Annotated in this window: 11 protein-coding genes and 1 pseudogene; 3 read left to right on the forward strand and 9 right to left on the reverse strand. The window is 38.4% G+C overall.

The features are described 5' to 3' along the window. Positions 1–50 precede the first annotated feature (50 nt). On the reverse strand, positions 51–266 hold the full coding sequence (locus O1450_RS14525) for a DUF1656 domain-containing protein (protein ID WP_269228995.1): 216 nt from the start codon (positions 264–266) through the stop codon (positions 51–53). Further along, positions 259–2,352, reverse strand: a complete 2,094-nt coding sequence (locus tag O1450_RS14530; protein ID WP_269228996.1) for an FUSC family protein — start codon at positions 2,350–2,352, stop codon at positions 259–261. Before O1450_RS14530 ends, O1450_RS14525 begins: the two co-directional genes overlap by 8 nt. Positions 2,353–2,768: 416 nt before the next feature. On the opposite strand from O1450_RS14530, the gene O1450_RS14535 reads away from it, so the two are divergent. Further along, positions 2,769–3,542, forward strand: a complete 774-nt coding sequence (locus O1450_RS14535; protein ID WP_004659301.1) for an IclR family transcriptional regulator — start codon at positions 2,769–2,771, stop codon at positions 3,540–3,542. 212 nt (positions 3,543–3,754) lie between these two features. Here the strand turns inward: O1450_RS14535 and O1450_RS14540 are convergent, their stop codons facing one another. The 7 genes and pseudogenes from O1450_RS14540 to O1450_RS14570 form a co-directional block, all read right to left on the reverse strand. Then, positions 3,755–4,915 (reverse strand): hypothetical protein, encoded by a 1,161-nt coding sequence (locus O1450_RS14540; protein WP_269228997.1) that lies wholly within the window; start codon positions 4,913–4,915, stop codon positions 3,755–3,757. Positions 4,916–5,034: 119 nt separating this feature from the next. Then, positions 5,035–5,622, reverse strand: a complete 588-nt coding sequence (pgsA, locus tag O1450_RS14545) for a CDP-diacylglycerol--glycerol-3-phosphate 3-phosphatidyltransferase (RefSeq protein WP_005218610.1) — start codon at positions 5,620–5,622, stop codon at positions 5,035–5,037. A gap of 105 nt (positions 5,623–5,727) precedes the next feature. Then, a complete protein-coding gene (locus O1450_RS14550; protein WP_269228998.1) occupies positions 5,728–6,525 on the reverse strand; it encodes a thioesterase family protein in 798 nt (265 codons plus the stop codon). Between the two features lie 104 nt (positions 6,526–6,629). Next, on the reverse strand, positions 6,630–8,429 hold the full coding sequence (gene uvrC / locus O1450_RS14555; RefSeq protein WP_269228999.1) for an excinuclease ABC subunit UvrC: 1,800 nt from the start codon (positions 8,427–8,429) through the stop codon (positions 6,630–6,632). A 106-nt stretch (positions 8,430–8,535) separates the two neighbouring features. Then, positions 8,536–8,856: pseudogene (locus O1450_RS14560) on the reverse strand (hypothetical protein); the annotation flags it as partial. Positions 8,857–8,927: 71 nt separating this feature from the next. Beyond that, a complete protein-coding gene (gene lpxO / locus O1450_RS14565) occupies positions 8,928–9,842 on the reverse strand; it encodes a lipid A hydroxylase LpxO (protein WP_005218617.1) in 915 nt (304 codons plus the stop codon). A 158-nt stretch (positions 9,843–10,000) separates the two neighbouring features. Then, a complete protein-coding gene (locus O1450_RS14570; RefSeq protein WP_269229000.1) occupies positions 10,001–11,065 on the reverse strand; it encodes a GGDEF domain-containing protein in 1,065 nt (354 codons plus the stop codon). A gap of 608 nt (positions 11,066–11,673) precedes the next feature. Here O1450_RS14570 and fadB point away from each other — a divergent pair. Further along, positions 11,674–13,827: a fatty acid oxidation complex subunit alpha FadB gene (gene fadB, locus O1450_RS14575; RefSeq protein WP_269230478.1), complete on the forward strand. Its 2,154-nt coding sequence runs from the start codon at positions 11,674–11,676 to the stop codon at positions 13,825–13,827. A 12-nt stretch (positions 13,828–13,839) separates the two neighbouring features. After that, positions 13,840–15,012 (forward strand): acetyl-CoA C-acyltransferase FadA, encoded by a 1,173-nt coding sequence (fadA, locus tag O1450_RS14580; RefSeq protein WP_269229001.1) that lies wholly within the window; start codon positions 13,840–13,842, stop codon positions 15,010–15,012. The last annotated feature ends 72 nt before the right edge of the window (positions 15,013–15,084 follow it).

Consider the following 15,084-nt stretch of genomic DNA (forward strand, 5'->3'; position numbering starts at 1 on the left):
CATTACCTCTACCACATATTTTTAAATCATTAAATTTCGGAGAAAGCTACTTAAAGGCTTGTACCTTGTAAATAAAGACATAACCAATGCATACACAGCAACAATCCCAAGTACAAACACAAGTTGAAAATGTTCGGTAGTACAATCCAACCTCTCATAACCAAGTGGTCGATCAGTGGACTCATCAGCTTAAAGAACACGTAGGCGATGATGGCTTGCACCAAAAGAATTGGAATATAGATTCCATAAACGTTAATCTCACCCATGCAATACACCTAAATCATATGTTTCTGAATCCAGCTTTTGTGTTGAGACATGCCCTATGCTTTCACAAATATTATTCAGAGAAATCAACATTCTTTGAGCGAGTTGCTCATCTTCAATTTGCACTGCAATCCGCTGTAATAGATCAATCTGCTGTACAATTCGAATTGGAAAATGGTTCAGAGAAAGTTGTTTCTCCTGCATTTGAAAATATTCTGTCAGTTGCTGTTGCAGTACATTGACTTCATTTTTCAAACTGACCAATTGGGGGAGTTTTTGGCTGATTTCTTGCAATCGGACTAAGTCAATAATTGAACTACTTTCAATCAGAGCATTCTGAATCGAGATCTTAACTTCAGGATTTTGAACCATTTTGGTATTCAATACTCCAACTCGGTCCAACATACTGCGTAGATGAATTTTGAACTCACTGCCATAAGATAGATTTAATGCCTGACGCATCGCTTGATAATGTAAAGTTAAAATTCGCGTTGCACTGGTATCAGGTGAAACAGCTCGAACTAAATCAATCACAATTAGTGAAACCAATACGCCCAGAACCATTGCAAATGAGCTATCTAAATAAGAAACAGCATCCATGGTGTATTTATTATGCAGATTCAGTCCCATCATGGTGTTAATCCCAAGTACCATTCCTACAGGCATTAACATTTGATTTGCCATCATGGTGACAGCCACTAAAAACACAGGGAATAGCACCAAAGCCAATTGCCAAAAATGAGTCACATGCGGAAAAATACCAAATGCATATAAGAATACTAAGCCTGCGGATACAATACTGCCCCAAATAAAAATCCGCAGCACAGGTACTGGGTTATCCAAAGCCGTTAAGATACACGCCGTAATTGCACCCATTTGCGCCATCATAAAACCCGCTTTCCAACCTGACAGAATCCAAGCTGCAGTGACAATAAAAGTAATCAGTACCGCACTAATTCCACCTCGTATCGCAATACCATGATCACGATGTAAACTTGGATATTTCGTCGTAATGGCTGTAATTTCTATTGGAATCTCTTTATTGCCTTGCTGAATCTGTTGCCAAAGTAGTTTTACTGCCAAGATATTGGCTATAAAATGACGAACATCCATCTTTAATGCAGCCAATACAACTTTCTGTTCAGACGTTACTTTAGAAATCAGCTCAGCGAAATCCTCTTCAAATCCAATCGGCAAAGTCTGTAAATCAGCAGGTACTAAACTTTTCTCTTGTTTTAAAAATGTCAAAGTATGCTGACGAATCATATCCAAATGCGAAACAAGATTAACTAAGTGCAAATGTTCGAGTTGTTTCACACGTTGAGACAATGCAACCAAATTCGCAACCACCAATGACACTTGATGTAGCATTTCTTGTAAAGGTTTGGTCATGCCTTTCAACTCACCTTTCTCATAAGCCAAATGTACAGCTAAGGCATGAATATCAGAGGCATCACGAGTAATCACAGATAAAACTTGCGTGTAATTTTCAGGTGTTTCTTGAACTGCAATCAATTTTTCAAAGGTTGCTTCTAGATCGTTTAACGTTTTATTGACACGTTGCTTAATCATTGCGCCAACATGAACTGGAAAAAAAGTTGCCGAAACAACGGCGGAAGAGACCACCCCAACTGAGATTTCAAGTACACGTGCAACAGCGATATCAAAAATATTGTAGGTATCGATATAGGTAATTGCATTGTAAACAATCATGGCAGTTGAATATCCTGCCAACATAAATACGTAGCTTCGCGGCGTGCGGTCTAGTAATGACACATATAAAGCAAAGCCCACCCAGAGAGATAAAATAACCGTAAATAGCCATGGCGTATTAATAAAATGTGGGGTCAATAACAGTGCTATGACTGCCCCTGCTACAGTCCCAATCAAACGATACACACATTTCGAAGACACCATTCCCGAATAAGGATTGGCAATAATCATGACCGTTCCAATCGACCACATCGGATTAATCAAATCTAATTCAAAAGAAATAAACAGCGCCAGCATGCCTGCTACAAAGGTTTTACAAGCAAAAATAAGATCAAGTCGGCTTGGTCTGAAAGCTAACAGCTGTTTAAGTAACATGAATATGTCTCAATTCTAAGTCAGCCTGATCTAATGACACATAACAATGTGGCACGAAGTTAGACCGATATGGAGTATTAAATCAGTTGACAAGAAAAAGCTGATTATGGGGAACAAGGCATAGTGTCTAGAGCAAATGGAGATAATTTAACTAATTTCATTATCCAATAAAGACACTACATCTATAATTTTTTCAAAACAAAGCAAATTAGTCAACATAAATTATCACTATTTGATAATTTTTCATTTTAATTTAAAATATTTTCAATAAAAACCATATCTTTTCTCAATTCAATGCCTAATTGATTGAGCAAAAATATTCCGACCTAAAAGTCCATACACGATCTCGGGCTTTTCTGTTATAAAGCAATAAAAGTTCGATTTTCACGTTATTTTTAAGGAGTAGACAACGGATCATGGCAATTTCGAGTTTTGGTAAAATTCTCACCGTGCTGGATTTATTTTCAGTTTCACGTCCGATTATCAATGTCGATATCATTTGTGATGAGCTTGGTCTGTCAAAACCCACAGCCTATCGTTATCTTAAAGAACTTGTTTCAACAGATATTTTAAAACGCATTAGTGGTACATCAGGAGACTACACTTTAGGGTCTAAAATTGCCGTTCTTGATTATATTTCTCATAGTACAGATCCATTGGTTCAGATCAGTATTCCTTTTATGCGTGATATCGTAGATCGTACTGAACTCTGTTGTTTGTTAACCTATTTAAACCATGATTATTGTATTGATTTACACCATGAAACCTTTAAAGAAGCAGAACTTATTTCTTACGGAAGAGGTTGTCCACGCCCTGTTTATGTAGGTGCTTCACCCAAAATTGTGATTGCTCATCTCTCGAAGCAGCATATTCAAGCTTATTATCATCAGTTTACTCAGGAACTTGCTCAGGTAGGCTTTGCCCATAGCCTCGATGAATTTATGCAGCAAATGCGGAAAATTAAAAAACAAGGCTTTTATTTATCGCAGGGTGAGATTGATCCAATGGTATGTGGCCTTTCCGTGCCGATTCGCTTTTCTACTAAAGAAGCGCCGATTGCACTCACGCTAGTAGCATCAAAAAATCGTTTTGATTTCTTGAATATTCAAAAACTGATCGAGATCTTGCAAAATAATGCAGCGCAAATTGAGCATAAATTTGCAACACTTTCCGAAAATCAGTCAAACTGAATTGAGAATTTTAAAAAATATTTACATTTTTATCCGTTGTAAATAGCAATATATTCTCATATTATGATTATGTTCTTCAGCATGCTTTCCCAAAGAGCGTGTATTTCCTCAGAGAACTAAGCTCATCTTTGTATGGGCTTTTTTCTTAAGCGCTATCCAAAACTCTTAATTAAAATAATTTATAAACAATGAGTTAGAATAAATTTATTGAGTTAACACATAATTTTATTGATTAATTTTTCTTCAACCAACATCTGTTCAGTCTGATCAGTCGACATTGCAACCAAATATTTACCATTTGAATAATAAAGCGAACCATCCTGATTCAGGGCATAGCCTAACACCCCTCTTTTCAGAACTTTCTGCTCCCCATTCGTTGCATATTGAATCAGTTCCCAATTACGAGGGATCACACCCGCAAATTTTTCACCTGCACTTTGATTTTGTTGCAAAGTTTTCTGAGCTTTAATCAAATTACCTTCAACAAATAATTCTTCTTCAGATTTTTGTTTAGTCTTAGCAGGATTTGCACCTGAAGTCGACTTAAGCGATTCGCCAGTATAACGTTGCGTAAAAAAGTCTAACCAACCAATCACAGCACGAATAATTTTGAACGGCGCAAATATAATATCTTTGAGTGAATTGCCGCTGTGATGCTGATTTTTATATGGACGCCTAAGGAAATAAAGCTGCCCCGCCGTATCAATTTTTGGTTTATAAAAATCAAACTTCGGATCAGCAATGATTGTTTCTAGTTCACCTGTTCTTAGATTCAAGCGACAAATCTCTTTCGGTCCCACACTGACATTACCTTGATGATCATAGGCAAAACCACAGCTATCATAATAAACAATATCAGGATCTTGAGGATCAAAACTTGGATGTTCGTCTTGACAGTCACCTTCTGTAATATATTGGATGCGATTCGAATCTAACCCCAAAACACAAAGATGCCTTTCATATGCATAACCTTTACTTGCAGATAAAATTAATCTTTGTTTTTGCGCTGCATAATCAAGATGATGAACAATAAATTCATTGTTTCTAAGAACTAAAGCTTCTGGCTGTTGTAACTCAGTTAATGATTTCATATAAATTGCACAACCATCTTGTAGTCGCGCCGCATAAATCATCTGTTGATTATCAGTCAATACCGCATCAACTGGAAATACATAGGCTAATTCATTTGGATCATCTTGACGGGTCAACCCCATAAATTGCGCGCCAGTCCCAGTGGTTTTCCATTGTTTGCGCTGCTTAATTTCTTGTAAATTTTTCTTGTACTGACTGACCGCATGACAATCTATAGTCTGTGTTTTTTGATTTTGTAATAGATACAACTCTTGATTTGATAAATATAATAAAGATGACATGTAACCGTGTTCCTACGTTATCATTTTTAACATTCACTATATTTCACAAATATTATAGTGAATGCTTTGATTATCTAGATTTTTATTAAATTTAAATAAAATAGTGATGGCAAATCATTTTAAGGCTGTTTTAAATATGGCCAAGCAGCTTTCATATAAATAAACATCGACCATAAAGTCAAAATAACGGCGGTATAGAGTAAAGCATATGCCCAGATTTCGAGTGGTTTCCAGTTTAATAAGAACACACTAATCGCAATCATTTGAAATGCTGTTTTGTACTTTCCTACCGTAGAAACTGCAACGCTAGTACGTGCACCCAATTCAGCCATCCATTCACGCAATGCCGAAACGGTAATTTCACGCGAAATAATCACAATTGCAGCAAAAGCCATTGAGATCGTCGGTTGCCATTGCACCAATACAATTAATGCGGCTGCAACCATAAGCTTATCGGCGACTGGATCAAGGAAACGCCCGAAAGCAGAAGTCTGATTCAAAGTCCGAGCTAAATAACCATCGAACCAATCTGTCACTGCTGCAAGAACAAAGATTGCAGTCAATATCAGATGTCGCATCATTCCCCCATGATGCTCAGCAATTCCAATTGCAGGTGGCCAATAGGCTATTGCCAAAAATACAGGAATGAGGGCGATACGCGCCAAAGTTAAAATATTAGGAATGTTCAGGATTCGCCCTGTGCTCATAAACACCGCCATGTTGTTCGCATCAAATATGCATGTCGCACAAAGGATGTGCCGAGATTGTATCCATGTGTAAGCAACTTTATACGAAATGCACGGCAGTGTCGACTAGGCAAAAACGGCAACTGTTTGTCGAAGTACCGCAATCAGTCGATTTTCATCATCCCAAAGATAGGCATACTCGGTTGAATAACCATGTTCAGCATATTCAGTCACTACTTTGTATTTGAACCAATCCTGTACTTGATGAGCAATCGGCTGCAAATAAGTAATTTGCCATGTTAATGAGCTTGCTGGTGCAGGGGTTTTAAACATTGGTAACACACCCGGTGGCCACACATCCATCAATCCAAATAGATCGGCCAATTTCATTTCGCGATTTGGATGCAACTGAGGAATAAAACGACACCATCCGCCAAAGTCAGGTACTTTGCTGCCAGCCATTGGATAATTACCTTCAGCCCAACATAGTTCAAACTGTTGCAAACATTGTGGCATTAAACCTTCAATATAAGCCGTTTTTTCCAACTGTGCCGGCAGTGGATAATCAGGAATTTGCGGTAGATTTTGCACATGAATCCGAGATTCACGCTGCGAACCAAAACTTGCTATTAAAATACTTTGTACAGTATCTGCTTGCCATAACCGCACTTCTAAGGTTGTAACCGATTTACCCTCTCGCAACACCTCCGCCGTGAGTTTAGCCTGCCCCTCTTGCACAGGACCAACAAAGGTCACATTACAACTCAATAATTGCTTTGTTGTATCATGAACCACGCTCTGCGCCTTTTGGATTAATAATCCTGCAACTAAACCGCCAAATACGGTGCGACCTTGTAACCATCCTGAGGGAATATCAATCCACTCTTGATGTTCAACCTGTTGATACAGCGGAAGCAATGACATTATCTTTCCTTAATCGTCAAACCATCTTATCTTTAAATGTTTTTCTCTGTTTGTGAATGATCATTGACGCATCAGTCATTGAGAGATTGAGCCAATCAGTCAAATTATTCATGCAAAATTTTATAAATCGTTCTCGCCATGACTTCACCCAAACCCGGTACAAGCATCAACTCTTTTTCTGACGCTTTTAAAACCCCTTGTATACCACCAAAATGAGTGAGTAGATCACGACGGCGTTTTGGCCCTAGCCCAGGAATAGCCTCTAAAACAGAACTACTACGGCGTTTATCACGCTTAGCTCGATGTTTGGTAATGGCGAAACGATGCGCTTCATCTCGCACTTGTTGGATGAGGTGTAAAGCTTTATGGTCTTCGGGTAATTGAATCTTAGTCCCATCGGTAAAATGTAGCGTTTCTAACCCCGGTTTACGTCCCTCACCTTTAGAGACACCAATCATAAAAGCATCAAGCGCTAATTCTTGCATAACCTCCATCGCCATATGCAACTGCCCTTTACCACCATCAATCAAGAGTAGATCAGGTAACATATTTTTTTTATAACGGCGTATCAATGCTTGGCGCATCGCCGCATAATCATCACCGCCCGTAATATCCTGAATCGCAAACTGACGATAATCTCGCTTTCTTGCACCGCCCTGATCAAAGACTACACATGAAGCAATCGGCGCTTCACCCATGGTATGACTGATATCAAAGCATTCAATCCGATCAATAGGTCTTCCAACCACTTGTTCAAGTTGATGAAAACGCTCGTTCAATTCCAAATGATTACTCAGTTTACCTTTAATCGCATGTTGCACATTCATTTGCGCCAACTCTAGCCATTCAGCCCGAGTTTCTCGCACTTTATGTTTGATTTGAACTTTCTTATTGAAGGTTTGTTGTAATGCTTCTTCTAATTGTTTTTGGTCGGGAATATCTACATTTACAATCAATTCTGATGGTACTTCATCCGCCACTTGGAAATAGAAATTCGCCATAAAATCATTCAGCATTTGCGCCAAATCATCTCCCAACATATCTGGAAAATAACTTTTACCACCCAGCATCCGCCCATTACGCACATACATGATTTGCACACAGGTCACACCTGCTTGATAGGCAATCGCCAAAATATCGGCTTCGCCTTTGATCTTAAATACTGCTTGTTGTGCTTGAACCTCGCGCAATAACGCAAGACGATCACGATAAAATACGGCTTTTTCAAACTCAAGAGCTTCCGCAGCCTGTTCCATTTTTCCAATCAGCTCTTGATTGAGTTCTTTGGTATCACCCTGTAAAAAACGAATTGAATTATCCACATCTTCCTTATAGTCCTGAGGGCTAATCAGACCGACACAAGGCGCTGTACAACGTTTAATCTGATACTGTAAACAAGGGCGTTTACGTTGTGAAAAATAACTGTTTTCACATTGGCGGACATTAAATAATTTTTGTAATACAAGTAGTGTATCTCTAGCACTATAAGCACTTGGATATGGACCAAAAAACTTGCCAACTTGATGTTTACCTTTGCCACGGCCACTAGCAATACGTGGGTAAGGTTTATCTGCTGAAACGAAGATATAGACATACGACTTATCGTCACGCAACATAATATTGTATGGCGGACGATGTAATTTAATCAGATTTTGTTCAAGTAATAATGCTTCTGTTTCAGAACGAACAACTAAACTTTCGATGTCATAAATTCGCGCCACTAAAGCCTGTGTCTTAGGATGATCAATCGTTTTAACAAAATAGCTGGATACACGATTCTTTAAGTTTTTGGCTTTTCCGACATACAGTAACTCTCCATCTTTGCCAAGCATTTTATAAACACCAGGCAATTGAGTCATATGAATCAATATTTTTTCAATGTGTTCACGCGCGTTTGGATTCACAGCAGACTTTCATCATCAGTAATGCTTTCGATGATGTAGTCTGCATAAATCAATTTCAAGTCAATTGAGCCAAAATTCATCAATTCAACAACTCAAATAACACCAATTATTTAAAAACTCGACTCAATACTTGATCAGCGCTCTTAAATGCAGACTCATTAAAGAAATCATAGGCTAGTTCATTTGTTGGAGCGATTGGATTAACTTCTCTAGTTGTATGGTAAAAACCCCAATATTCACGAGACTGATGACGAATGCGTGTATCTGCTAAATTAAACTCAGTATTAGGTGTAAATGCAGTCCAAGCTGCATTTTGCCAAATATCTTGGCGGATAATACTGCTTCCTATACTTACATGTGACAGATTTTGAGTTGGATATGACTCAATATAATCTTGAGTACTCAACTGAACTTTTTTTTGCCAACATTAATAAACAAATAAACAACCAAATCATCGCTATCAAAAAACGCCCTTTCGGGCGTTGATCTCATTCAGATTTAAAATACATAAGGCCGAATAAAAATTAAGAAAAATAGTCCTAACATGATGAACCATTTCAAAAAATAATATAAACCACGATTGCTTGCTTTTAAGGCTTTGGCTTTTAAACGAAACTGATAAATATATCCAAAAAGCTTATTCAACCCACCAGTTTGATCACCCGCTTCATTGGGTGAACTGGCTGCCGTCATGACACTTTTACCAAACCAATGATTAAACTTTTCCATAAAACGGGTTTTTAATGGGCGTTCTACATCAGCGAAAAAGATAATACGATTCTGGTCAGTGGTGTTTTCCGCATAATGGATATAGGTTTCATCAAACACTACACTTTCACCATCACGCCACGAATAACGCTGACCATCGACATCAATAAAACAGCGATCATCATTTGGTGTAATAAGACCTAAATGGTAACGCAATGAACCCGCATAAGGATCACGATGGCGAACTAAACGGCTATCTGGTGCTAACTCAGTAAACATCGCAGCTTTAATTGTTGGAAGGGTTTTTAATAATGCAGTTGTTTTTGGGCAAAGTTCAGCAGCCGATGGATGTGCCGAGTCGTACCATTTCAAATAGAAACGTTTCCAACCTGTTTTAAAGAAGGAGTTGAAACCGAGGTCATCATAACTACTTGAAGCTTTAATCCCACCTTTGTCATATAAAGCTTTGGCTTCGTCTCGAATCATTTCCCAATTTTCATCTAAAACTTTTAAATCTTTAAAATACTGAGTATCAATATAAGGTTGATTCGGTACTTTAGAAAACATGTACATTAAAAAATTTATAGGTGCAAGAATCGTTGAATGATCAAAAAATTGACGATAAAACGAATGCTTTACTTTACCGCGTCGCTGAATGTACAAAGCTGAAATAATGAAAATCGCTAAAATGATCCATTTAACCATTGAAAAAATCGACCAAAAAAATGAATCTCGGAATTTTATCATCGTCTTTTTTAATTTCTAGCCAATTTTGGTTCAGCAATTTGTTCTACTTAATTAATTAGAAAAAATAAACAATAAATATCATGTATATATAAAAACAAATCTTTCAATGAAAATTGTTATTTTTTTATTTTTTGCTGTTTTTTGACCAAATACATTTTTGCATCAGCTTCATGAATCAAAGTAGATGCATCTAAGTAGCCATCAACATGATCTGTTTGTTTTGCACCGATACTCAAAGTAATATTCGGCTCAATTTGATAAACATACTGTAGTAATCTCGGAACGAAACTTTCGAGTGCCTGTGCTTCAGTACAACGCGGAAATACAATACAGAACTCATCTCCACCACATCTAAAACAATGATCATCCAAACGTGCAACGAATCGAATCGCATCCGCTACAATCTTTAAGATTTGATCACCTTTAGAATGCCCAAAATTATCATTAATTATTTTAAAATCATTGATATCAATAAATACGACTGTAACGGGTTCTAAACTTCGTTCAGCCGCATAAATTGTCGAATTTAAAATACGATTTAAATGTCTCACATTTAATAGTCCTGTGAGCGGATCAGTTTGAGATAAAGCTTCCATTTGCTGAGCACGATCTTCTAACACAGACGCATATTGCTCAATTTTTTCTTTAGATGCCTTCAACTCACTGACCAAACTCCATACATAAGTTTCTACAACCAGCGAAATATCAAACATAAATAACTTTTCTAAAGTAGAACGTATTTGATGAAAATTCTCTGTATCGCCTAATTGTTGTTGAATCATTGATATCAGCATGGTTTTGAGATGATAGACAGCGGATAAATATAATTTGGGTTCGACACCAATTCGTTTATGCACTAAACCGATTCTCAATCGATTATTGACATAATTGGCATCATAATTACCTGAAAAAAGTTCTATCAAGTATTGGCGTTGTGCATGTTGTAACCGTGATAAAGTGTCTATATCACCAATCAGTGAAGCTATCTCAGAAATCGAGGTTTGCTGTTGATAAAATGTAATCACAACTTGGTCAAGTAGATACTCAAGATCGATTTGTTCCCCTAAGTCAACCAACTGCTGTAATTCTTGATGACTTAAACTAAGCAAAGATCGTCGATATTCAATTTCTTCAATCGAAATATGCATTTGTTTCATCAATGTTTGGTCTGTTGGTTTCATCCTTTACCCAGCCTTCCCTAAACAGGTTTGTTTTTTTATTCAGCTTCTCAACCACATCATCAACAAATAATTATTTTTCTATTCGTTTTCACATAAACCCTAAAAATAGCTATAACTAACATTTTTTGTCATAAAATCAAACCATGTCTGATTTTAAAAACAAAAAAAATCTTTCAAAATCCTTTTTCAACAAAGAGTTAACAATAAAACATTGCTTTCTCTATATCTATAATAAAGCAATAAATAAGCCATAACTTGATCAACTTAACTTAAATATTAGATTAAATATGCTAATAAAAAAAATATGAATTTAAAAATGATTTATGGCTTGCTTAATACACTTTTTACGTTTAAAACCGATAATCACATGACTAAAATCAATCAACTTTTCACTATTTTTAAAGGAAAAAATAGCTTTCTATTTTTATACAAGCCTTAGAAATAAATTCTTTAAAAGAATAGATGACCCTAGCGTCACGGCTTGATACAACTTGTTATGTCCTTTTTGGATATAGTTATCGTAAGATTAGCGAAGCATTTTGTGTGCGCTAACGCATACACGCTTTATGACATCAACTCAGAATCCTCCACAACAAGGGAGATCAGGCATGATCCACGCTGGCAATGCCATTACCGTCCAAATGCTTGCGGACGGAATTGCAGAATTCCGCTTTGACTTACAAGGTGAGTCGGTTAATAAATTTAACCGTGCAACCATCGAAGACTTCCAAGCAGCAATTGCTGCGGTTAAAGCCAATAACGACATTAAAGGCTTAGTTGTTACCTCTGGTAAATCAACATTTATCGTTGGTGCAGATATTACTGAATTTGGCGACAACTTCGCTGCTGGTGAACAAGCAATTGTTGATTGGCTTATGCCTGTACATGACGTCTTCAATAGCTTTGAAGATTTAGACATCCCTAAAGTTGTTGCTATTAACGGTACAGCGCTTGGTGGTGGTTTTGAAATGTGCTTAGTGTGTGACTACCGTGTCATGTCTGAGCAAGCACAAGTTGGCTTACCAGAAATCAAACTCGGTATCTATCCTGGTTTTGGTGGTAGCGTACGTTTAAGCCGTGTAATTGGTATCGACAATGCTGTTGAATGGATGGCAATGGCGAACCCGAAAAAACCAGCTGCTGCACTAAAAGATGGTGCTGTAGATGCGGTTGTTGCTGCTGACAAACTTCAAGAAGCTGCGATTGATTTGGTAAAACAAGCCATTGCTGGTCGTTTGAACTGGAAAGCAAAACGTCAAGAAAAATTAGACGCAATTAAATTGAACCCACTTGAACAAATGATGGCGTTCAATACAGCAAAAGGTGCGGTACTTGCAAAAGCAAACCCTGCACAATACCCTGCGCCAAAATTGTTACTTGACTCATTACAAGCAGGTGCAAGCCTTACACGTAATGATGCATTAAAAGCAGAAGCTCAAGGTTTTGCTAAAGCAGCAATTACTCCTCAAGCAGGTGCATTGATTGGCTTATTCATCAATGACCAAGTTGTGAAGAAAACTGCGAAGAAATATGAGAAAGGTGCTCACCCTGTTAACCAAGCAGCTGTATTAGGTGCGGGTATCATGGGTGGTGGTATTGCTTACCAAACGGCAAGCAAAGGCACACCAATCATCATGAAAGACATTGGTAACCCACAACTTTCACTTGGTATGAAAGAAGCGAATGGCTTACTGACCAAGCAAGTTGAACGCAAAAAAATGAAACCTGCGCAAATGGGTGAAACACTTGCTCGCATCCGTCCAACTTTAAGCTACGATGAGTTTAAAGAAGTGGATATCGTGATCGAAGCAGTGACTGAAAATCCAAAAGTAAAAGAAATGGTACTTGCAGACACTGAGAAGAATGTTCGTGAAAACACGATTATTGCTTCTAACACGTCTACGATTTCAATTACGCGTTTGGCGAAAGCATTACAACGTCCTGAAAACTTTGTTGGTATGCACTTCTTTAACCCAGTACACATGATGCCATTGGTAGAAGTGATCCGTGGTGAGAAGACATCTGATGAAGCGATTGCAACTACTGTTGTTCTTGCTCAGAAAATGGGTAAAACACCTATCGTTGTTAACGACTGCCCTGGTTTCTTAGTTAACCGTGTATTGTTCCCTTACTTTGGTGCATTCGACCTTCTTGTAAAAGATGGCGCGGATTTCCAACAAGTGGATAATGTCATGGCGAAATTCGGCTGGCCAATGGGTCCTGCATACTTGATCGACGTTGTTGGTATCGATACAGGTGTTCATGGCGCAGAAGTAATGGCTGAAGGTTTCCCTGACCGTATGAAGCCAGACTACAAAGGTTCTATCGAAGCGATGTACGAAGCAAAACGTCTTGGTCAAAAGAATGACGTTGGTTTCTACAAATACGTGTTAGATAAGAAAGGTAAGAAAGCGAAAACTGTTGATCCAACAGCTTACGAAATAATTGCGCCTTTCGTGACTGGTGAAAAACGCGAGTTTGACAACCAAGAAATCATTGACCGTATGATGCTTGCTTTCTGTAACGAAACAGTTCGTTGCTTAGAAGACAACATCGTTGCAACTGCTTCTGAAGCAGATATGGCGATGATCATGGGTGTAGGTTTCCCTCCATTCCGTGGTGGTCCATGCCGTTACATCGACCAAACAGGTGTTGCTGAATACGTTGCGCTTTGCGACAAATATGCACACTTAGGTAAGGCTTATGAAGCGCCACAAATGTTGCGTGACATGGCTGCTAACAACAAAAAATTCTACGGTTAAGGAGCAACGTGAATGGCTACTTTAAATCCACGTGACGTTGTAATTGTTGATGGCGTTCGTTCAGCAATGGGCAAATCACGTAACGGTATGTTCCGCAATGTTCGTGCCGACAGTTTATCTGCTGAATTGGTACGTGCACTTGTTGCTCGTAACCAGTTTGATACCAATGAAGTTGAAGACATCATTTGGGGCTGTGTAAACCAAACTTTAGAGCAAGGTATGAACATTGCTCGTAATATTGGTTTATTGGCTGACATTCCAAAAACTGCTGGCGGTCAAACAGTAAACCGTCTTTGTGGTTCTTCAATGCAAGCAATCCACACTGCGGCAGCACAGATTGCAACGAATCAAGGTGATGTATTCATCATTGGTGGTGTTGAGCACATGGGTCACGTAGGTATGATGCACGGCATCGATCTTAACCCAGAAGCGTCTAAACACTATGCGAAAGCATCGAACATGATGGGCTTAACAGCTGAAATGTTAGGTCGTATGAACGGTATCTCTCGTGAAGAACAAGATGCTTTCGGTGTTGAATCTCACCGTCGTGCTTGGGCTGCAACTCAAGAAGGTCGTTTCAAAAATGAAATCGTTGGTGTTGAAGGTCATGATGCAAATGGCTTCAAAATCTTGTGTGACATCGACGAAGTAATTCGTGCTGATGCAAACCTTGAAGCATTCAAAGCATTGAAACCTGTTTTCGATCCTAAAGGTGGTTCAGTAACAGCAGCAACTTCTTCTGCTCTTTCTGACGGTGCATCTGCAATGTTGTTGATGTCAGCTGAACGTGCTGCATCTTTAGGTTTAAAACCTCGTGCTGTGATTCGCTCTATGGCGATTGCAGGTTGTGATGCTGCAATCATGGGTTACGGCCCTGTTCCAGCAACTCAAAAAGCGCTTAAACGTGCTGGTTTAACGATGGCGGATATCCAAACTATCGAATTAAACGAAGCATTTGCTGCACAAGGCTTATCAGTAATGAAAGGCTTAGGCGTTTATGAGAAACAAGACATCATCAACTTGAATGGTGGTGCGATTGCATTAGGTCATCCATTGGGTTGTTCTGGTGCGCGTATCACAACAACATTGTTGAACGTGATGGAACAACAAGATACGCAAATCGGTCTTGCGACCATGTGTATCGGTCTTGGTCAAGGTATCGCGACTATTATCGAACGTGTTTAATCGACACTGAGATAAAAAGAAAATCCCCGCTATACGCGGGGATTTTTTTATGTGATAGAAATTCATTTCATC

Source organism: Acinetobacter sp. TR11 (genome assembly GCF_027105035.1).
Lineage (GTDB): Bacteria > Pseudomonadota > Gammaproteobacteria > Pseudomonadales > Moraxellaceae > Acinetobacter.

What these genes read in the sequence shown, in the direction of transcription:
- O1450_RS14525 (WP_269228995.1), bottom strand. Translation starts at nt 266, where the DNA reads ATGGGTGAGATTAACGTTTATGGAATCTATATTCCAATTCTTTTGGTG.
- O1450_RS14530 (WP_269228996.1), bottom strand. Translation starts at nt 2,352, where the DNA reads ATGTTACTTAAACAGCTGTTAGCTTTCAGACCAAGCCGACTTGATCTT.
- O1450_RS14535 (WP_004659301.1), top strand. Translation starts at nt 2,769, where the DNA reads ATGGCAATTTCGAGTTTTGGTAAAATTCTCACCGTGCTGGATTTATTT.
- O1450_RS14540 (WP_269228997.1), bottom strand. Translation starts at nt 4,915, where the DNA reads ATGTCATCTTTATTATATTTATCAAATCAAGAGTTGTATCTATTACAA.
- pgsA (WP_005218610.1), bottom strand. Translation starts at nt 5,622, where the DNA reads ATGAGCACAGGGCGAATCCTGAACATTCCTAATATTTTAACTTTGGCG.
- O1450_RS14550 (WP_269228998.1), bottom strand. Translation starts at nt 6,525, where the DNA reads ATGTCATTGCTTCCGCTGTATCAACAGGTTGAACATCAAGAGTGGATT.
- lpxO (WP_005218617.1), bottom strand. Translation starts at nt 9,842, where the DNA reads ATGGTTAAATGGATCATTTTAGCGATTTTCATTATTTCAGCTTTGTAC.
- O1450_RS14570 (WP_269229000.1), bottom strand. Translation starts at nt 11,065, where the DNA reads ATGAAACCAACAGACCAAACATTGATGAAACAAATGCATATTTCGATT.
- fadB (WP_269230478.1), top strand. Translation starts at nt 11,674, where the DNA reads ATGATCCACGCTGGCAATGCCATTACCGTCCAAATGCTTGCGGACGGA.
- fadA (WP_269229001.1), top strand. Translation starts at nt 13,840, where the DNA reads ATGGCTACTTTAAATCCACGTGACGTTGTAATTGTTGATGGCGTTCGT.